The 21479-nt window shown below is 53.0% G+C and carries 14 protein-coding genes; 8 read left to right on the top strand and 6 right to left on the bottom strand.

What is annotated here, in order from left to right; all coding sequences use genetic code 11:
• Positions 1 to 160: 160 nt before the first annotated feature.
• From ABDK75_RS07370 to ABDK75_RS07355, 4 genes are all read right to left on the bottom strand, one after another.
• The gene (locus ABDK75_RS07370) at positions 161 to 943 is read right to left on the bottom strand and encodes a helix-turn-helix transcriptional regulator (protein ID WP_346005385.1); all 783 of its coding nucleotides are present in this window, start codon (positions 941 to 943) and stop codon (positions 161 to 163) included.
• Positions 944 to 1107: 164 nt separating this feature from the next.
• Positions 1108 to 1476 carry a cupin domain-containing protein gene (locus ABDK75_RS07365; protein WP_346005384.1) on the bottom strand — a complete coding sequence of 123 codons (369 nt, stop codon included), beginning with the start codon at positions 1474 to 1476 and terminating at the stop codon, positions 1108 to 1110.
• On the bottom strand, positions 1473 to 2756 hold the full coding sequence (locus ABDK75_RS07360) for an MFS transporter (RefSeq protein WP_346005383.1): 1284 nt from the start codon (positions 2754 to 2756) through the stop codon (positions 1473 to 1475). Before ABDK75_RS07360 ends, ABDK75_RS07365 begins: the two co-directional genes overlap by 4 nt.
• A gap of 1 nt (position 2757) precedes the next feature.
• The gene (locus ABDK75_RS07355; protein WP_346005382.1) at positions 2758 to 4833 is read right to left on the bottom strand and encodes a TonB-dependent receptor domain-containing protein; all 2076 of its coding nucleotides are present in this window, start codon (positions 4831 to 4833) and stop codon (positions 2758 to 2760) included.
• Positions 4834 to 4971: 138 nt separating this feature from the next.
• Between ABDK75_RS07355 and ABDK75_RS07350 the strand changes: the two genes are divergently transcribed.
• Positions 4972 to 5850, top strand: coding sequence for an AraC family transcriptional regulator (locus ABDK75_RS07350; RefSeq protein ID WP_346005381.1), 879 nt, complete (start codon positions 4972 to 4974; stop codon positions 5848 to 5850).
• Between the two features lie 149 nt (positions 5851 to 5999).
• Here ABDK75_RS07350 and ABDK75_RS07345 read toward each other — a convergent pair whose 3' ends face one another.
• Entirely contained in the window at positions 6000 to 8468 is a 2469-nt protein-coding gene (locus tag ABDK75_RS07345; RefSeq protein ID WP_346005380.1) for a Hint domain-containing protein, read from the bottom strand.
• An 846-nt stretch (positions 8469 to 9314) separates the two neighbouring features.
• On the opposite strand from ABDK75_RS07345, the gene ABDK75_RS07340 reads away from it, so the two are divergent.
• From ABDK75_RS07340 to ABDK75_RS07310, 7 genes are all read left to right on the top strand, one after another.
• Positions 9315 to 11843 (top strand): TonB-dependent receptor, encoded by a 2529-nt coding sequence (locus ABDK75_RS07340; RefSeq protein WP_346005379.1) that lies wholly within the window; start codon positions 9315 to 9317, stop codon positions 11841 to 11843.
• 234 nt (positions 11844 to 12077) lie between these two features.
• A complete protein-coding gene (gene pstS / locus ABDK75_RS07335; protein WP_346005378.1) occupies positions 12078 to 13031 on the top strand; it encodes a phosphate ABC transporter substrate-binding protein PstS in 954 nt (317 codons plus the stop codon).
• A gap of 213 nt (positions 13032 to 13244) precedes the next feature.
• A complete protein-coding gene (locus tag ABDK75_RS07330) occupies positions 13245 to 14699 on the top strand; it encodes a carbohydrate porin (RefSeq protein ID WP_346005376.1) in 1455 nt (484 codons plus the stop codon).
• Positions 14700 to 14802: 103 nt separating this feature from the next.
• Positions 14803 to 15720: a polyphosphate kinase 2 gene (ppk2, locus tag ABDK75_RS07325; protein WP_346005375.1), complete on the top strand. Its 918-nt coding sequence runs from the start codon at positions 14803 to 14805 to the stop codon at positions 15718 to 15720.
• Positions 15721 to 15854: 134 nt separating this feature from the next.
• Positions 15855 to 16418, top strand: coding sequence for a hypothetical protein (locus ABDK75_RS07320; protein WP_346005373.1), 564 nt, complete (start codon positions 15855 to 15857; stop codon positions 16416 to 16418).
• 165 nt (positions 16419 to 16583) lie between these two features.
• A complete protein-coding gene (locus ABDK75_RS07315; RefSeq protein ID WP_346005372.1) occupies positions 16584 to 17444 on the top strand; it encodes a glucose 1-dehydrogenase in 861 nt (286 codons plus the stop codon).
• Positions 17445 to 17679: 235 nt separating this feature from the next.
• Positions 17680 to 19701: a GAF domain-containing protein gene (locus ABDK75_RS07310; RefSeq protein WP_211510525.1), complete on the top strand. Its 2022-nt coding sequence runs from the start codon at positions 17680 to 17682 to the stop codon at positions 19699 to 19701.
• 216 nt (positions 19702 to 19917) lie between these two features.
• Here ABDK75_RS07310 and ABDK75_RS07305 read toward each other — a convergent pair whose 3' ends face one another.
• A complete protein-coding gene (locus ABDK75_RS07305) occupies positions 19918 to 21294 on the bottom strand; it encodes an NAD-dependent succinate-semialdehyde dehydrogenase (RefSeq protein ID WP_339408729.1) in 1377 nt (458 codons plus the stop codon).
• Between the last annotated feature and the right edge of the window lie 185 nt (positions 21295 to 21479).

Genomic DNA, 21479 nt, shown 5'->3' with positions numbered 1-21479 from the left:
AACAGCTTCAAGCAGCCAGCGAGCAGTTGGCCCAAACGCAACTGAATAAGGCCCGATTACTGGTAACGGGTCACTTTCAGAGCAGAAAAGAAACGGTTTGTTACCAGTTTCTAGCCGTAGAGAGGAAGGGTAGAGTAATCAGGTGTGGTAGCCCGATGCTTTATAACCGCGTAGCCGTAGGCGAGTTGGCTCTCAGCTCGCGGGGGGAAACACCAAAGGTTCTGTGAAACATGCTGCTGAAACTACTGGCATTATCGTAGCCTAGATCGAAAGCGACTTCGGCAATCGATTGGCCCGTCGCAATTCGGGAAGCGGCTTCCACAACCCTTACTCTCCGGCGCCATGCCGCGAAGCCCATACCCATTTGAGACTGAAAGAGGCGGGTAAAAGTGCGCCGCGCCATACCGGCTTCGCGCGCCCAGTGATCGATGTCGCGACAATCTCCCGGCTTGGCGATAATCGCTTCACAGACCCGCCGCATACGAGGGTCGGCAGGAAGAAGCACGCGCTCGGCGAGCCGTGGTGCGCGCTCCACTTCATCGATAAGAAGCCCGGCAATCGTTGACATGCGGCTGTCCATGGCAAACTCAAAGCTCATGGCAATGATCTCGTCCATCAGGCCCCGTATCAAAGAAGATGCGTCAAACATCTTGCATGTAAGCGTGCCCGCGCCGGGAAAATCAGGATCAACATAGATGACCTGAAACGACAGGTCGGTGCGGCAGGTTGCTTGATGCAGCGTGTGGGCAGGAAGCCAGAGCGCCTGTCCGGGGCGAAGGACGAAGCTTTCCTCATGTGTAGTGACTGTCACACTCCCAGCCATGAACACAGACAGTTGAGCTCGCTCATGTGTGTGGAAGCCATCTACGAAACCGCCGGCATAATAATCTGCAAAACCGACGACGGGAGGTGGGTTTGCAGGTAAATCGGCGGAACGCTTCATAGTGCTATGATCTGGGCCGGTCTTTGCGAGAGCATCTTTCGCAAAGACCGGCCACGGCTCCCCTGACGCTGGACATACGAATTGGCAGTAGCGGCAAGAATGTCCGATCAAGAACCTGCCGCCAGAACGTGAATGCCTAGTTGTCCGTCGTCGTCAAACTTTTATCAAGAGGCGGCATGATGGCGGTTACCCTCATGATTCGTAATGAACATCAGAGTGACCGAAACGGGTGCATCCTGCCGATGCCAGGTCTTTCCCGGAACAACCAGAACGTCACCCTTGCTGGCTGTAGAACTGACCTCGCCCTGTTCTGTTCGAAGTGTCAGCATAGTTTCTCCTTCGACCACAAGAAGAAACTCATCGTTTGGATGCTCTTCCCAAGGGGTTGAGCCTTTGAAACGCAGTAATCCCACGTCATGGGTTCCAAAAGGGAAAAGCATCTTCAACCCGTTTGTGGAAACCGTTTCTGTCTTTTTGCCAATATCAATAAGCGACAGATCGGCAGCTTCTTTGGAGAGATTGAATATCGTCATGAATGTCTCATGTGTTTGAAGGATTGTTTGGAAGGCTCAGTGCCCTCACATAAGCCTGCGAGTTTTCTGGCCGCCGTCACGACAAGCAGCAGCGCGAACGCCCCAGCGATCCAGGCCAACAGAAACGTTCTGCTGTATCCGATGACTGAGGCCAAAGGCGCGATCGACATGCCTGCGAGGACGTTCGCCAGACTTTCTCCACACTGAAGAAAGCTGTAGTCCGTTCCTGGCCGTTCTTCTGAAGACCAGTTCATCAGTGTGGCCCAGACGGAAACGTAAAAGCCTCCATCAAGGAAGTTTTCCATGCCAAGACCGGCATAAAGAAGTACTGGCGTTGCCATCCCCCCGGCCTGCAGACACACCAACGTTCCAAGTAGCAAACTGGATGGCCAGATGAGCAGGGCGACAGCGCGACGGCAGCCCAAAAACCTGACTGCCGGGAAGCCGATAGCTGCGCCACCGAGGGCGCCACAGATGATGTTGGACATCTGAAGTGTTCCTGCAAAATCCAGACTGAAAGATCGGTCCATCAGCCAGGGCTGGAGCAGCATCGCGAGCGCTGAACTTACAAATTTGAAGGTAAGCGCCATCAAAAGCGCCCACCGAAAACCCGGTTGCCGGAAAAGATCCACAAGGCTAGAGGGCTTCTGGAATACCCTGTTAGGCTCGATGCCAGCTCTTAATGGCAGCAGTGCAAGCCAAAGGACGAAAAGTTCACACGCCATGCCCCACATCGCACCGGACCAGCCAAGCCGCTCATAGATGAAGAGTGATCCTGCACCACCAACCACCATGCCCAGAAGAAATGAAATGACCTGTAAGGCATTCGCCAGCCCTGCGTTACGCCCCTTCATGTGTGAAACGGCGCACGCATTCGTAAAAATATCCTGCGTAGCAAAAATAGTGTTCAGAAGCAGAATGCCTGACAGAGCCAACAGAAAGTGATGCTCAGGCGAGGCAAAGCCCAGAAGTAGGCAGACCACGACCGCTGACATATGCGTCCATAAGGCGAGGGCTCCATAGCCCCATCGTTTGCCAGCATTGTCAGCAATACCGGACCAGAAGCATTTCAGCGCCCACGGCAGAAACACCAGCCCTGTCAGGCCGATATCCTTCAATGGCGTCCCGTTATGGTGCAAAATGGTTGAAAATGCGTTGAAAGCCAGTCCCGCAGGGATACCCTGCGAGCCATACATGAGCCCGATTGCCAGAAGCCGCGTTAAGATCGTTGTCCTGGCTTCAGAGTGGTCACTCCGACAGAGATAGGATGCGCTCTTCATGTCAGAAATTTACCCCAACACGGAAGCCAAGCTGGCGCGGGTTGGCGGCCACGACGTACCCACCCGACAGGCCACGCGTAAAATAGCTCGAATTGGTTAGATTGTGGCCATAAAGCGCGACATTCCAATGCTTCCAGCGCTTCTCGATCTGCGCATCCACAAGGATGTAGGGTGCATTCTGAATACTGCTGCTGGGATAGAGGGTTGTTCGTCCGCGCCTGACCACGCTGGCATTGATGGCCCAGCCCGGAACGGGATGCCATTCGCCTGAAAAACCGAAATTACTCCGCGGAGTGCCAGCCATCTGTTTGCCGCTGTAATCTGCGCCACCAAAGACGAAGCGATCATATGCGGCGTAGGTCAGCCCAAGGAACGCGTTAAGCTGAAGTGTATTGAGTGGCTTCCAGTGTGCGGTTGCTTCCACCCCTCGTGAGTGGGCGGTACCAGCAGTCCCGATAAGAGATTCTCCCGCACCATTGGTGGCCGAGACCTGAAGGTTGGAGAGAAAATTCGCAAATCCGGTTGCCTCTACAGACCACCGACCGGTGAGATCTCCAAGGCGGTACCCCAGTTCCAGATTATTGCCGTAACTGGAAGCATACGGCGCCGAGACGGTACTGCTGTAGGAACCGTAAGGGCTATAATTTGGCGGCAGGAAGGAGCGGGAGTAACTCAGCCAGCCGAACTGGCTCAATTGACCAGAAGGCTGAGGATTATACTCGACTTTAAGGCCCGGAAGCGGAGCGGTCTTGGAGAGTGTCTGACGAGGAAGACTGTCCTGCATGCTATACGCATAAGGCGTGTCCCCGCTCATGGAGCTTGTCCAGTTGCTGAGCGAACTATCGACATGCTCGATACGTAGCGATGGCACAAGGCGCCAGCTCTTCGCGAAATGCCACCCTAGTTCCCCCATAAAGGCAACGTTAGCTGTTCCCAATGTCGCAGTTGTGCGGCTGGCATAATAGGGCGTCATATCAAAGGTATAGGGTGCCCAACGCTTAGCCTGCTGCCCGTAAATCCCGCCTTTCCAGTCCAGTGTTCCTGAACTCCCGGAGAGCATGACAGACCCGCCAATCTGGCGTGTTGGTAGGGTAAAGCCAGAATTGGCAGAGAAGACAGAGTAGGGATTGCTGTAACGCCAATCGGTAGAGGCTCCTCCGAACGTAACGTCCAAAATCAGGCGCTGACTGAAGCGTCGACGATATTGTGCTGAACCAATGAGATATTCGGTATCATTCACGCCTTCCGACGTGTTGTAAGAAACGTGGTTCCGGGCATGTTGCGGCGTTTCGAAAAAGTCGTTACCGCCATGGTTCAACATATGGTGCAGGCTAAAGCGCCATTCTCCGCCAGCACTATCCTTATGCAGCAGTTTGATGCGGCCAAACCAGCCATGCCAGCCGCCAGTATCTCGACGGTCCAGAGCCCGATTGTGAATGTAACCATCGGCAGTTTCTCCTCCCACGGAAAGGCGGAGACTGGTGGATGCATCAATCGGAAGGTCGCCTGAAAATGTCGCTCTTTTGCGATTTCCCGTTCCGTACTCGAAATCCAATGCTCCGCCGAGACGACTTCCAGGGTCTCGCGACTGCGCAGAAACCATGCCCCCAAATGCATTGATCCCTTCTGTCAACTGAGGGCCGCGCATGACATCCACATTGCTGAAATCAAACATCTGCCCCATGGCAAAGCTGGGAACAGGTATGCCGTCGATCAGGACGGGCGTGTAGAGAACCGGCCCTTCATCCTCCGTGCCGCCAAGTCCTCGTACCATCAGAACCGGATTGTTGGGCGTTGTATTGGTGAATGACAGGTTCGGGATACGTTCGGCAATGTCCCCCAAAGTCTGCATTCTGTATGCCTGAATGTCCTGTGCAGACAGATGTGTTGTGCTCGCGGGGTTCACGAAAGCGGCGCGCTTACCCCAGACGGTCAGGGCCTCTTTTGCAGAGATACAGGATGTCTCCGGGTTATCATCGCCGGGCTTGTGAGTGCAATTTACCGCAGGGGATGCGGCCGCCCATCCAGGGACAGGTAATGCCGTCAGCGCCGTACAGACGAAAGCCAGTGAACTCACGCTCCGCAAACGGACGCTGCTCCTGAGCCATGGAAGGGAGAGGTTTTCTTTCATGGATCTGGATGATAATAATTCTCATTATCTCCGCTACCCGGATCAGTCTGTTTACCCCGATCGGACAGGAAAGACCGCGCTGTGATGGCAGAAGTCAGCTCAACTCAGGTTCATCAACCACACCCCGACCGGGTAGCAGGCAAATCTCTGTTGCATCCGCATTCCTGCGGATTTGCTGGTGGCCTTCTCACAAGTGGGTTTCTGGCTTCCGAGGCGGGGGCGTTGAATGGCTATTTTGATGAACCAGGATCAACCACCCGCTGTACTGTCATCCTCTCAGGGGCATGCAGTATGAAGGCAGCCGGTCAGGTGCATCATTTTCAGGCCTGCGATCTTATTATGGCGCGCACGTCTGCTGAATCTTTTACCTTCGAGAACAGTGCTGAATTCTCGGCTCTTGAAATTCACGTACCATCGCCACTGCTGGAGCAGATGCAAATCGAGCACCTCCCCAGAATTCAGAGGCGATCTCTCGAACTTCAGGATCCGGCTCTGAAAACAGCCAAACAACTCTTTGGCTATTTACGAGCTATTCCTGCCGCACATTCCCCTGCAGCTCTCGTGGGGTACGGATTAGCGATGACCATGCTTGGTTATGCGTTTACCACGCAGAAAACAGCTCGTTCGCAGTTAACGGCCAAAACAATCCATGGATTGGAAAATGCTCGTAAGGCGCTTCTTGCGCGTCTCGACCAAGCTCCTACAATCCCACAGCTTGCGGCACTCTGTGAACTTAGCCCCACGCGTTTTAAAGAACTGTTCAGCCGACAGTACGGCTGCGGGCCCTATACGCTGTATCAATCCCATCGGATGGAATACGCACGAAGCCTTTTAGAGCGTTTGAACGTAACAGAAACGGCGATGGAACTTGGATACAGCAACGTCAGTCATTTCAGCGCTGCTTTTCAGAGAAAATTTGGCTATCTGCCAAGCAGAGTAAAGCAACTGCATTCTTGCAAATAAAGAATGTCATCTTCGACTTGCACGAAACTGATTTAGTAAATCTTACTCTTTAGTTTTTGAATATTAAGAACCTCCCAGCCAAAGCAAAAACTTTGATTAAGCTGGGAGGGAAAGCCTGCCCGTAGTTCTCACGGGCAGGGGAATAACCTTCAGGCTGTCTTGAGAGCGACTTCCACGTCATCTGCCGGAGCAACAACGTAAGGGCCAGCAGCCTCGACCTTGATGGCAAGAAGACCGATGCCCCCCGGCAGGCGTGCACCAAGCGGAAGGTAGGCGTTGCCGTTCGTCCAGCGCATTGGGATGTGCTCCACGCTGTGCCAGCCGCTCAGATTTTCCTTCGTGAGGTGCGTCTTGATGTTTACCGTGACGCCACTGTCGAAGAACGAAACATCGCCAATCAACACACCCAGCATACGACGGTCGTCAACAAACGGGCCAATCGCATCAGTCGGACGGCTGCTGTTCGAAACGATGCGAACCGAAGACACGTCGCTCGGGATCATAAACATGACGCGGTTATCGACCGTGCGGAGCGGCTGGATGCGGTGACCGCGATCAGACACTAGGTGCAGGTCGCTTTCCGTGACTGTCGTAGCAGCCGGTGCCTGAACTGCGAACTGTAGGTCCTGTGCACGCTGTTCGATCTGACGGTAAACAGGCTCAACCAGATCACGGCATACGGTCAGAGCAGCAGCAGCATCGTTCTCCCAGGACTTCGCCTTTTGGCCGAACATGAAGACATTACTCTTCTGTTCGAACGCACGACGATTGCCCGTATCAAGATAGCTCTCGGTCAGTGCGCCGTTTGCCATGATGACCGAATGATCTTCCGTCTCAATGTGGAAGTAGTCATAGGACGTGAAGGACTTGTCGTAATAGATCGACCGACCGTTGACGAGCATACGGGCCGGAATGAACTTGCCATCCAGGAAGAGGCAATGTTCAGACGTCACGAGCATGTCTTGGAAGGGAACACCCAGAGCAATCGCGTTTTCAAGGATCCGCACTGGATAGCCGGCCTCATCATCAGCCTTTTCCGGACGGACGACGCAATGTGCCTTACCTGCCCAGGAAATAGTGCTGCTATAGGCCTGACCGTCGCGATAGGACGTGACAGTGTCGCCTGGTGCAAGATCCTGGACGGCAATATTGCCATTTGGGCCTGCGATCAGGGTGTCTGCCAGGAAGCACACTTCATAGACAAGATCGCCGCTGCTGTCTGAAGCCAGCGTATAGCCTACGTTCTGGACGCCAATGATGTTCAGCGTGACGGCTGAACCGTCCTTGAGCGTGAACGTGACATGGTCAGCGTCAGGATAGGTGACGGAAGCAACGTTGGCGGTTTTGACGTTCGTCAGCGTGATGCCGTCTGCGGTTCCTGCCGTCTTATCTTCCGAGAAACCGGAGATAACCGTCGTCGGGTTACCCGAACCTGTGATGGTCAGGCCAACATTCCCATTACCCTGCAGGTCGATGGTGCCACCAGCAGTCGTCGGGATTGTCAGTGTAGCGCCCTTGGCGGCCGTGACAGTACCCGAGATAGTTGATCCAGCCTTAGCGCTCAGGATTGCACCGCTCTGAAGGGTGGTGGTACCAATCGTGCCACCAGACTCAGCGTAAAGGTACCCGCCATTGCTGACTGTGTTTCCTGTCGCGTTGCCCCCAGATCCAACATCCACCACGCCACCGCTGATAACGGTCGTGTTTGATGTCGCACCCTGAACGCCGAGACCGCCGCCGCTGATAACCAGTCCACTCGCGGTAGCGCCGGAATAAACTGCAACAGTATTGCCCGAACCGATGGTGCTGTTGGAAAGAGCAGCTCCAGATTTCAGGTTGATTGTGACCCCAGTTCCAAGCTTCTGGTAGCCGCCGTCTTTGACCCCGCTTTCAAAGATTAGTGTCCCGCTAACAACTCCACCGGCGACAAACGAGGGGACAACATACGTATCGAGCGTGCCGCCATTCAGTTTCAGGGCGCCGGTTGAGGCGCCTGCGGAGACAACAGCGGAAGCGCCCGTGTTGATGATCACACTTGAAAGGGTCGCACCAGAGCCTACAAAGACCTGGCCGCCGTTATTGATGGTGCCCCCGAAGGCCAGACCGCCGGAGCTGATATCCATTACACCGCCATTATTAATGGTTGTGTTGGAAGCTGTTCCAGTTACTGCCAGCCCGCCGCCTTTGGAAACGATAGCGTTTCGTAGAATTCCGCCAGCATTAACAACGATGGTTCCAGAGGAACCTGCGTCTGCGTTGGAGAGAATGCCACCGGACAAGACGTTAATTTTTGTTCCTGACACAGCTGTCAGGGAGGTCATGTGCTGGTTGTCGTAGTTGGTGCCGACATTGAATGTCGCGCCAGCGGCCAAGCTGATATAACTTCCGCTGCCGCCAGCGGAAATGGTCAATACGCCGCCTGATGAGACAATATCGTTAAAAACTGAGCCACCGCTCTGGACGACGACTGTGCCACCAGACACAATCGAAGCGCTTCCGTAAGTACCACCAGAAGACACAGATACCGAAGAGAAGCTTGAAGTATAGAAACTTCCAGGGTTTGTTCCTCCGTTGACGGTATCATCAACATAAAGAACGCCGTTCGTTACGTGGCTCATAATTCCCTCCAAGAGAATTCGTTAACGGTGCAACCACCCAGAGCGTGAGAAATTCAAACTTCTCGATGGTATTTCTTTGTGACCCTGCGGACGGACAGTCAGAATTTCTTTGATATCTGTAAAATTCGATCGCTGGCGGCTAGCGCAACCAGCCCTACGTAAAGGGGCGAATTTAACAGAATATGGCTCCATTCAGATTGTTTGCAGAATCTTGTCATGGAGATAGAGACACAATTTTGAGGGGCCGGAATATGGATGAATTTTCCAAAGGTAAAAAAAAAGTTGACACCCTGGTGGGTGGCATAGAAAAAATTTTAATAATTTATTTTAGAATCATATATTTATACGGTTTTTATAATAATTTCACGAAGAGAAATTTCTCAAATTTCGTCAATTCAAGCGTAAGTTAATGATATTTTGTCACGAAGTTTGCTGCGTTCCGGCCTTGGGAAAGAGCCGATTTTCGAAAAATGACGAATGGGAAGTTCCAAAAAAGGAGTAGGCGGACCAAGTTTATGCCCCGCTGTCATCATCACTGAGTGCGCACCTATTCATATTCCAGGCATAACCATGACCCGGCAGAGAGCGTAATTTTCTGTATCTACTGACGCAGCATATGCAGTACACATACCTTGCAAGGGTCACAGACAGCTCTCAATTATTCAAAGTATATCATAATTGTTTATTTTTATTTCAATATTATATTGAAATAAAAATATGGAAATATTAAAAAACAGATCAGAAACATAATAATAATGACACAAAACCTTAACTTTTCTGCTTTATTTCTTCCAACTAACAATCCGTACCAAGGCGTTACAAATAGCGTTTTTGGGAAACATTCCGATGAAAAAGACGGTTTTAATTCTGGTTGCAACAACTGCTACCGGCGCATTCCTAGTGCCCGCGCAGGCTCAACCGCTTTCCGGTCAAACCACGACAGACGACAAACCTGCTAAGGCCAAAGGAAAATCAAAACGAACGACGACTGCCCATGAAAACGAAAGCGAACAGGTCATCGTAACGGGAACGCGTGAATCCCACGTCAAGGCTCGACAAAGCATCAGCCCTGTCGTCATTATCTCCTCGGCAGCCCTCGCACGTTCAGCCGAAATGAACGTCGCCAATGCTCTGACGCGCATCTATCCATCCATCACAATGAGCGCCCGCGGATCGAATACCAACTCACTGGTGTCATCCATCCAGATGAGAGGGCTGGGACCGAATGAGACGCTTGTTCTGGTAGATGGAAAGCGTCGGCATAGCACTGCGAACATTGTGCAGAAGCCAGGCCCGCAATTTGCGTCTTCGGGTGTCGATCTCAACATGCTTCCCGAGAATATGATCGATCATATCGAAATTCTCGAAGACGGCGCCGCTGCAATGTATGGCTCTGATGCGATTGCAGGTGTGGTCAATATCATAACCAAAAAGAAGGATCACGGCCTGTCGTTATCAGGACAGGGTGGAGCCAATGCGTATCTTGGGAGCGGAGAGCAGTTCCAGCTCAATGCAGACGGTGGCTTCAAACTTGGTCGCGATGGCTATGTACACCTTGGCGCGCAGATCTATCACAGCGAACATGCAGTCGCGTGGGGACCGGATCACGCTCTCCTCGGTTATTGGCCAGCAGGCGCCGATACAAAAAACTACTTTGTCGGTGTTAAGCCAGGCTCAGAAAAGTGGAAAGGTCGCAAAACCGATTATCTGAGCACCCCCGAAGAGACGCGCGAGAATTTCGGCCTGAACTTCGGAAAGCCACTCGGGGCTGACATCGAGCTTTATGGACAGGCAACTCTCGCCTATCGCCATGCAGGCATGCGGGCCTACAAATACCCTTACGTCGTGCCCGCCATGGGAATTGACGAGTTACGTCCGATCACGGGCGATGACGAACTCGACTATGGCGTCACCCTTGGTTTGAAGGGCCATGATTTTGCTGGGTTCGACTGGAACCTTTCCACGGTTTACGGCGGCGACAACTCCCGGATCAGCATTCGTGACAACGTCAACATCGGCATGCTGACCCGGACAGGATATTCACCGTCCAAATTCTGGGACTACACCCAGAAGAACGCACAATGGACCAATAATCTCGATCTGCGACGCAGTTTTACGGTTATGGGGATGCCTGTGAACCTTGCCTTTGGTGGGGAGCATCGGCTGGATTCCTATCAAATCATCTCGGGCAATCCGGAATCCTATCTTGATGGGGGACCAGTAGAGCACGCGGGCATTCCACCCCAATCCGCAGGGACGTGGTATCGCAATGTGTACTCAGCGTATGTCGACACGACGCTACGGCCCACAAGCAAGCTTTCGATCGATATCGCTGGCCGATATGAGTATTATACAGACACAAATAACACCGAAAACGGCAAGATTTCCGCCCGGTACGATGTATCTCGTCGGTTCGCACTCCGAGGCACGATCAGCAACGGCTTTCGCGCTCCGACATTGCAGGAATCTCACTTCAGCCGCCTGAGCATTTTTGCAGGGACAGGTAGCGTCGGAGGGCAGCTCCCGGTTGAATCTGCCGCTGCACGGTCTCTCGGTGCATCGGGGTTGAAGCCTGAGCGCTCAGTGAATGCCAGCGGCGGCTTTACCATGGAGCCGGTACGCGGCCTTCATGTCGAAGCTGACGTGTACCAGATCAACCTGCGCGATCGCATTGTGCAGGGTGGAACGGTGCGCGGAGCACAAGCGCTGGATGCCATCCGTTCGTTCGGGTTCGACGTCTCACCAACAGCAACCAATGCGGCGGCTTCGTCCGCTTACTTCCTGTCCAACGGTGCAAGCACACGCACGCAGGGGCTGGACCTGAAAGCCGATTACCTTGTGCATATGCATCGGTGGGGCAATATCGCCCTGACGGCTGCGCTAAACTTCAACCGGACCCGTCTGCATCATAATGGTATTTCATCGATCGGGACCCCGCTGCTAAACGATCAGACGATTGCCTACATCACGACGGCGACCCCACGCAGCAAAATAATCCTGAATGCCCTGTGGACTGTCGGCGATTGGGACGTAAACATCCGTCAGAGCCGGTATGGTGAAACGACGGGCATGATGACGTATCAGGACTGGACACCAGCCTCAGCCACATGCCCGAAAGGTGGAGCGCTGCGTTACTCCAACAGTTGTTTCGCACAGTTCAAGAATACGCCGCGCTGGCTGACAGATCTGGAGATCGGCTATCGCGTCACGTCACATGTTCATGTCGCAGTGGGCGCCAACAATATTTTCAATGTTCGCCCTCGCAAGCTGCCTGACCAGCTGATTTCTGCAGGTGGCAGCATGTATGATCAGTTCTCAAACCAGGTACCATTCACCGGCGGATATTATTTCGGCCGGGTGAACGCGTCTTTCTGAGCACAGGGCAGTCACGCTTAAAAAGTCGACCAGATCCATGAGAGGGCACTCTAAACCCTCTCGTGGACTATTTCACGCAGACACTCCGAAACGCTTGTCTTGAAACTGTCTTTTTTGATGTGTTGGAAGAGCATAGTCACACGGCCTTCCTTAGTGATATGCGCAGAAAATCCCAGAGCAGACGGAGCGTCGGCGCGCATGTTTTTCTCGATAAGAGTTTTGGCACGCAAAGTGATGCCCACGCTTCTCTTCATGATTTGCGGCGCTGCATATTCAGCTCCCGTTGCTGGAGCCGGGTCAAGCTTCGTTGCGCCCCTGTATCGAGCATGGAGTGACAGTCTTCCATCTCAAGCTGGCCTGTCCCTGAAATATCGCAGTGTGGGGTCAGCAGAGGGGCAGAAACTTGTCATGGCGCACAAGATGGATTTCGGGGCCTCAGATATTTCTCTCCCAGGCAATATTCTTGATATGCAGGGGCTTTATCAGTTTCCAACCGCGATCGGAGCTATCGTCGTAGTTATCAATGTTCCCGGCGTAGGGGCTGACCAGATGCGGTTGGATGGCTCAACGCTCGTCGCCCTTTTTAGAGGCGACATTACTTCCTGGAACGATCCACGCATTCGCGCCCTGAATCCTGATCTTCGCCTCCCGGACCTGGATGTCCTGCCAGTTCATCGTGAAGAGGGATCCGGAACCAGCCAAGTCTTTTCAGACTACCTTCGCACACAGTCGCCATCCTGGAAGCCCGGATCATGGGGCGAGGGGGCCGAGGCACGCGGCAATGATGGTGTGGCGGCAAGTGTGCGTCAGTCCATCGGCGGGATTGGGTTTGTGGAATATGCATTTGCGCGCCGAAATCATCTGAACACAGTAAAATTGAAAAATCATTCAGGTTTATTCGTTGCTCCGGAAACAGCCGCCTTCAAAAGCTCTGCTGACAGCGTAGACTGGCAGCACACGGATCATTACGCGGTGAGCTTGCTGGACGCCTCAGGCTCGCAAAGTTGGCCTATCATGAGCGCAACTTTCTTGCTCGTCCCGGTTCATCCATCAGACCAGACGACTGCAAGCGCAGTGAAGGCATTTTTCACCTATGGGCTGCGTCGCGGCGATAAGGCCCTTCAGGATCTGGATTACATCCAGCTGCCGAACGATGTAAAAAACAAAATCCTTGCAGAGTGGCCCTGAGCGAGGCTGGCAAAGTCATAATAACTTCACTCCCATTTTCCTCTCATTTCTGTGAATGAATTGTGCCTTCCGGCATCTCGGAATGAGGGGACCGTCGTGCTTACGAGTGCTCAGTATCGTCGTCTTTTTATCGCACACGGCACCGCAAGGCTGAGAAGGCCACTAATTATAGAGAGCGGCATAACTTCTCCAGGTTTTTGACGGGATCTCCGCATGCTTGGGAAAATGCGCTCACTGGCGCACCTTGTAGTTTTCAGTAGCATTTTCCATTCGTTTTTCGGGAAAGCTGAGGCGGCAACGGCACCTCTCGTAACTGACGTTTTGCCGTCAGGTGTACCGTTACCATCTCCGGCACCGGGTTTTGTTCTTCCACCGGAAGATACAGGAACGGAGTTGTTGGGCGATGCAGGTGGAGCACGAGCCTGGCTGAGCCGAAAAGGGATCAGATTCAACCTTCAGGATGTTGAGGAAATATGGGGCCTAGCCTCAGGTGGAATGCATCCGGGGCCCACATATGACGGCATGACAGCCGCTACTCTCGTGCTGGAAACCCGCCGCACATTTGGTTGGCATGATGGACTTCTCAATATCAGCGCCATTCAGGTCAGGGGACGATCTCTGGCGGGAGAGCGCCTTGGGTCTCTAAACCCGGTGAGCGGCTATGACGCTGGCCGGACGACACGCTTATTCGAGCTCTGGTATGGGCAGGGCTTCTTTGGAAACCGGCTTGATATTCGCGTTGGCACAATTGATCTGGATACTGAATTTCTGGTCAGCCAGAACGCATCCCTGTTTTTGAATGCAAGCTTTGGCTGGCCGCTCTCGACGTCAAGCAATCTGTATTCGGGCGGCCCGTCCTGGCCTTTCTCGGCTGTCGGAACACGGATCAAGTGGTCTCCAGCTTATCCGCTTGTGCTTATGCTGGCCATCACAGACGACAATCCAACCAAAGGCCCATTTTATAGTCAACTCAGCCCTACTCGTATGGACCCTTCGGGCACCAGTTTCTCGACAAGCGGTGGAACGTTATTTTTAGGGGAGGCACAGCTCTGGGTCGATGCCGCCCAAAGCCTTTCAGGAAAAGATGCACCAGCACTCCCCGGGACATGGAAAATCGGCGGCCTTTACGATACCGGCCATTTCCCTGACCCCCGATATGATAGTCGTGGCGGCTTCCTGGGCAGCCCTGACAGTTCCGGAATACCGGCATATCACCATGGAAACTGGCTGGGTTACATCGTGCTGGACCAAACCCTCTGGAGAACGGTTCAGGGGCCAGCGAAGGCAATCAATACGTTTGTTCGTGCGACCATCGCGAGCGGGACGCGCAACCGATTTACGAATGAAGTGGAAGCTGGGCTGACGTTTCAGGGTTTTGTGCCGTCTCGGCCCAATGATGTTGTTGGAATTGGCTGGGGAACCAGCTTTTACGGGCACCGTGCACGAGACAATGCCAAAGATACGATACGCCTCGCAGACAGCTCCGCCAGACTGCTCGTACCGGAAGATCATATTGAATTCACCTGGCAAATTCCGGTCCGCGATTACCTGACCGTTCAGCCTGATTTTCAGTATTTCTGGCATGTTGGAGGTCAGGCGCCAGAAAAAGGTCAAGCAGCAGCCTCAGAAGGTGCTGTTCTTGGCCTGAATATGACAACGACGTTCTGAAAAGTGGCTAACGTAGTGTCAATTAACCTTCAAACTCTCAGTCTGGTTTCCACAGTATAGTTTCTTTCACGGCCTTGAAGGTCGGTGATAAAGGAACTTATCCATGACGCAGGACCACGATTTCAGCGCCAATTCTTCGGCCGAACAGGCGCGGGAACGTATGCGCTACGAAATCATCGACGATTTGGATGAAGAATTCGAACTTTCACTGGAAGAAAATGAGGGCGAGGGGCTTGATCCTGCAGATCGTGCGTTCCGCCGTACCTATTTTCGCGAACTCATTCGCCTGCAAGCCGAACTCATCAAACTTCAGGATTGGGTCAAGGCAACTGGAGAACGCGTTGTTGTCGTTTTCGAAGGCCGTGATGCTGCCGGGAAAGGTGGTGCGATCAAGCGTATTACCCAGAGGCTGAACCCGCGGATCTGTCGCGTGGCAGCGCTTCCGGCGCCTAATGACCGTGAACGGACACAATGGTATTTCCAGCGCTATGTTGCGCATCTTCCCGCAGCAGGCGAGATCGTGCTGTTTGACCGCAGTTGGTATAATCGCGCTGGCGTTGAACGTGTCATGGGGTTCTGCACCGACGAGGAATACGAAGAATTCTTCCGATCAGTGCCAGAATTTGAGCGCATGCTCGTCCGTAGCGGCATTCGGGTGATTAAGTTCTGGTTCTCGATCACGGACGAAGAACAGGAATCACGCTTCCGCGCCCGCATTGAGGATCCCTTGAAGCAGTGGAAACTCAGCCCGATGGACCTTGAAAGCCGTCGTCGCTGGGAAAGCTACACGGTAGCCAAGGAAATCATGCTCGAACGATCTAGCATTCCGGAAGCTCCCTGGTGGGTTGTCCCGGCAGTAGACAAAAAGCGGGCGCGCTTGAACTGTATTGCTCACTTCCTGTCTCTTTTGCCTTACGAACCTATCAGCCGCCCGGAAGTTGTTCTTCCTGCGCGTGTATTCCATCCCGACTATGAGCGTGAGCCCACGCCAGAAACCATGCTGGTTCCGCAGCGCTACTGACGCCCGCGTTATGATTTACGGGTAATGGAATGAACTCTTTTATTGCCCGTATAGCCCTATAGATCGAAGAAAATCACTCGCACTGACCATAATTACAGACCGAGATACTTTCTGAAACCTGCTTTGTAGGAAACTTGAAGGATACCCTTGCGCTAAACGTCATTACAGTTTTGCAGAAGGTTCTGATGGTAGAAACAGCGTCTCCGTCCCCCAACACCAGCCAGATTGTGGCGCAGGGTCATCCGACAGACAACGAGTTACTAGCATTTTATCGCTCGGAGATCCGGTTTGAGACTGAAGTTGTAAACGGCCGCCTGCAGGCTCTCTTGGGTTCACAGGCATTTCTTGTCATTGCCTACGCAACAGCCATGACGGGCTCTACAAAAAGGTGGGGCGACAGCATGGTGCTTCTTCTGCCGCCCCTGTTTTCGTTATTGGGGTTTGTTCTGGCAGCAATGGCCCTTCCGGGTATCCGCGCGGCGTATGCTGCGATTGGTAAATGGGAGGGAAAGCAGCGCATGTTACATCAGCGCAGCCCGGCATTGACTGATTTCACCCTTGCCCCAAACGAGGACGAGACACGCGACATGATGCGAAGAGCACAACGAGGTGCACTTTTTGCGCATCAGGCCCCATTCATATTCATTATCGCCTGGACGATTTTCGGATTTATTCCGTTCTATCTATACTTAAAATAATTAATATTCTTGATAGAATATCTATCTTACAAACGAATTTCTCATCGCTTGGTAAAACTTCCATGAGGGAAAACTTTTCGAAGAAACACTTTGAAGTTCTGGATGTTGATTATGTCAGGAGCGCCCTTGTTTTAAGCGCATCATCCTTTGTGGAGTGATAGTTGCATGCCTGACCATATTCTTCCCCAGTCGCAGGATCATCAGCCCGGCCTTGAAGGACTAATGCAGCCTAAAGCGGAGCATATCCGTGCCAGTTACAAAGGAAGCGGAAAGCTCGCTGGAAAAAAAGCACTGATCAGCGGCGGAGACAGCGGGATTGGACGTGCTGCAGCCTTACACTTCGCCCGCGAAGGGGCAGATGTTGCAATCCTTTACCTTGAAGAACATGAAGATGCGAAAGAGACTATTCGCCTGATTGAAAAGGAGGGCCGCAAAGGCCTTGCTATCGCGGGGGATGTCTCTTCAAGTCAAACCTGTAACTCAGCGGTAGAGAAGACGGTCAAGGAGCTTGGCGGACTTGATATTCTTGTCAACAATGCTGGCGCCCAGATCGTTCAGGAAGATATCTCCGCCATATCGGACCAAGAGTGGCAAAAACATATGGACACCAATATCAACGGATATTTCTATCTGGTCCGTGCCGCACTCCCGCATCTAGCAAAGGGAAGTGCTATCATCAACACGTCCTCCATCAACGCGTTCGCCGGGAACAAAGCCCTCCTGGCTTACTCAACCACCAAAGCTGCGGAAATGGGTTTCACGCGTGCACTGGCGCTTCAGCTTGTTTCGAAAGGTATTCGTGTGAATGCCGTCGCTCCTGGCCCGGTCTGGACCCCTCTACAGCCAGCAAGTTGGGGGCCAGTTGACCCGCAGGCCGTCGCAGATCTTGGGAAAGACACACCCATGGGACGTTGTGGAGACCCTTCCGAGCTTGGCCCAGCATATGTTTACCTCGCGAGTAACGATGCATCATTCGTGACCGGGCAGACACTTCATGTGAACGGCGGCATGATTATCAATGGCTGATCGTCCAAGGTGTCCCTTGCTTACACTTTAGGTGACCTCCTCCTCCCTTGCCAAAGCTGGCTAGGGAGGTTTTTTGGCTCAATCGAGGCACCCTGAAGATACAACTTATTGGCAGTTCTACTCCAGAAGTATGAAAGCCGTTATATTTGAGGGTGCGTTCTTCCAAAACAGGATTGGAGGTAAGCGCCAGTCGCGGTATGCTGGATACCATGCAGGATTTGGACATACCTTGAGAATGGGCTCTGCCGACGGACTTGACCGGGTGAATGCCTACGGAGATCTGTCGGCCTTTTCCGACGCGGACCTGAATGACATCGCGGTGGCAGCCGCTGCACTGTGTCAAACTCCCATAGCCCTTGTCAGTATTCTCGATCAGGACAGACTGTGGTTTTCAGCCCGTGTCGGCACAGATCAGCCTTTCGGTCCGCTTGCAAATTCAGGATGTGGGCAAGTGATTGCCCGTAAGGTTCCGGTTGTTATTCCTGACATGCTGGCAGATCCTTACACCCAGAAGAACACACTTGTCTGCGGTGTGCCTGGACTACGGTTTTACGCGGGCTATCCACTGTTCGATACCCAGGGAAGGGTAGTCGGTACCCTTTGCGTTGTCGATCTTGAAACACGATCTGATGGCTTGTCCTCACATCAGAAAGATGGCCTCGCTGCACTGGCACGCCAGTCCATGCGTCTGATGGATTTGAGGCAGGCGTCAGTCACTCAGGAACGGCGTTTTACGGCTCAGCAGCTTCGCAGCCAGCGTGCTGCTAAGCGGGTGCGGGAGGCCGAGGCCGAACGTCGCCATGCTCTGGAAAAATATGCTCTCCAACAAGCAGCGGGAGCGGCTGGCGGCATAGGTATCTATGAGTATGATCTGGTGTCGGGAGACATCACCGTGTCGCCCGAGGTCTGCCGGATCGCAGGCATCGATCTGATTCCTACTCTTTCGGCAGAGCAATGGATTGCCCTGATCCATCCCGATGACAAGGTAACGATCCCCACTCTGAACCGAATTCTTGAAGGAACTGCTCCCTTAAGACTGCAGTACCGCATCCTTCGGGCCAGTGACGGAAAGGAGCGATGGGTTCTCCGTCAGGGTATTCTTGATCATGACGAAGCGGGGCGCCCGATCCGGCTGATCGGAACTCTTCAGGACGTAACACCCGAACGAAATGCGACTGCCAGGCTGACAACGCTTCTCGCCATTGGTGATGCCCTTCGTACTGCCGAAACGCGCCAGAAGGCCCTTCAGGAAACATGTCAGTTGCTTGGAAATCGCCTTGATGCGCAGCGCGTTGGTTTCGCCCGCATTTCCATGCGGGAAGAGCGCTTCACTGTGGAGCAGAGTTGGTGTGCGGATGACATGCCGCCCATCAGCGGAGAATTCTCATTCGAAGCCTTTCGGCATACGTCAGATTTCCTTCGCGGAGGTTCCGTCTTCATTCTTGATGATATCACCCACACATCGTGGATGAGTGTCGAACAGGCCGCCTATCAGTCCGTGAATGTTATCGCGCAGGTTCTGGTCCCGAAAATAAGGGGAGGAGACCTGACGGGCTGCCTTTTTGTCCATAGCTCTCAGCCTCGAGAATGGACTGTGGACGAGACGTCTTTCATCCGCACGGCTGCCGACAGAATTTTTGCTGGTTTGGATGAGTGGGATACTCTGTCCCGGCAGGATCTGATTAACCATGAAATCCTTCATCGCTTGAAGAACACGCTCAGCATTGTTCAGAGCCTGGCCCATCAGGGTTTTCGAGGTGTTGAGGATCAGAGCGCGCTCACAACATTCACCGCGCGACTGATTGCGCTAGGTTCAGCACATGATCAATTGATGAGAAGAAACTGGCAATCTACAGACCTTGCCAGTCTGACAGTGGCAGTCATGACGCCGCTCGGCTTGGAAGGAAGGGTGAAAGTGAACGGACCTTTCCTTTGCCTTGGGCCCGATACGGCAACATCCTTCTCAATGGTCCTTCATGAACTGGCCACGAATGCCCTGAAGCATGGCGCGCTGAGTGTCCCTAATGGGATCGTGAGTTTAAACTGGACGGTCGAAGGGTATGGACCAGAGTCAGCTATGATGCTGACCTGGCAGGAAACTGACGGCCCATCGGTAACAATGCCAAACCGGACAGGTTTCGGAATTCGCCTGTTACAGGCTGGCCTAGGACATCAAGGTAAGACCGAACTTCACTATGATCCCGAAGGTTTACGCGTAGAAATGACAGCATCAATCATTTCGATGGCCAGTCACTGAAATTTGGAAGAAGTCGTCGGTTCCATAGTCTGAGGGCTATGGAAAATCTTACATTGTTCTCTACAGGCGCTCACTTGCGGAGACTGCGCTGAGAGAGAGGCTGGTGATACAAACATAAACTATGACAAATAGAGCGGGCATCAGGTTACGCAGTTTTATCCAGCGCTCATAATAGCGAGCACCAGATAAAAGCGCAGACGTGGGTCTAGCAGGCTGTTAGCCGTGCGCGACAACGACCAACTTGCGATTAACAAACTCCATAATCCCAAGGTCGCCCAGCTCACGTCCGTAGCCAGATCGCTTGACCCCTCCGAAAGGGAGTTCCGGCGCCGTGCTGGTCCATTGGTTAATAAAAACCATGCCGGTTTCTATCTGAGAGGCAAGCTTCTTGGCGCGTTCATGATCTTTCGAGAATACCGATCCACCGAGGCCGTATGGAGAGTCATTGGCTAACGCAACTAGCTCATCTTCGCTTTTCACAACATAAACCTGCGCCACCGGTCCGAAGAACTCCGATTTGAACGAAGGACTGTTCTTGTCGATACCGGTCAGAATGGTCGGTTCGTAGAAGAAGCCGGTCCGATCAGCGACTTTTCCGCCCGTCAGGACTTGAGCACCATGCTTTACAGCTTCGTCCACTTGCTTGGCGATTGTTTCCAATGCGGCCTTGGACGACATCGGTTGCAGCGTGGTTGCCGGATCCAAAGGATCGCCCAAACGGGCTTTTTCAAACTCTGTTTTCAGGCCAGCAATAAACGCGTCTGCAACTTTCTCATGAACAATAAAGCGCTTGGCCGCGGTGCAAACCTGCCCGGCGTTTGAGAGCCGTGCTGCAGTGCCGATTTTGATTGCGCGAGCGAGATCAGCGTCATCTAGAACTGCGAAGATATCCATGCCACCCAGTTCAAGAGTGGACTTCTTTAGATGCTTGGCTGCGGTAGCCGCCACCGCTGCACCAGCGCGTTCTGATCCTGTAAGCGCGACGCCCTGCACTCTGTCATCACCGATGAGAGCAGCGACCTGGTCAGGCGTTATGAACAGGTTGACGCAGGCACCGTCTGGAGCCCCTGCATCACGAACGAGGGTTTCGAAAAGCTCAGCGCAATGGGGGACAATTTCCGCGTGCTTGATGAGAACGGAATTCCCTACCGCGAACGCTGGCGCAACAACACGGACCAACTGGTAAAAAGGAAAATTCCATGGTTCTACAGCAACGAGCGTTCCAATCGGCGCATTTTCGATCCACGCCTCTCCAAGAGACGTCTCACAGGGTGTGGGCTTCAGCTGCTCTTTTGCGTGATCAGCATAAAAGCGTGCAATACCGCCGCAGAGTTTAACTTCCTCTTTCGCATCAGAAAACCGCTTGCCCATCTCGATGCTCGCGGCATGCGCCAAATCATCAGCGCGGTCATCAAAGAGATCTGCAATTTTCGATAATACAGATAGTCGCTTCTCGATCGGTCCCTGACCCCAGTCAGCTGATTTGAAAGCTGCATCAGCTCTTCCGAGAGCTTCGAATGCCTGCGCATCCGTGTGCTCAGGGTACGTTTTTACAGTTTGTTCGGTGAAAGGATTGACCGTCTGGTAAGCCATGGTGTCATTTTCTCCGCTGACTGGTAATTGTCTGTTTCGGCTAATCAACTGCCCACAAATGGAAAACAGCCAGTTTTGTGATTTGCAATGAGATCCCGCAAAAAAAAACGGACCTTTGAAGGCTGGATGATCAGTGAACGCTCCCAACTGCGCGAGAGTTCTGGAAAAAAGGGAGATTACTTGCG

The sequence above is a fragment of the Gluconobacter sp. OJA genome, assembly GCF_039638325.1.
GTDB classification, from domain to species: Bacteria; Pseudomonadota; Alphaproteobacteria; order Acetobacterales; family Acetobacteraceae; genus Gluconobacter; species Gluconobacter cerinus.
The sequence above is the reverse complement of the archived record's forward strand: the minus strand, read 5'-3'. Positions and strand labels throughout refer to the sequence as shown.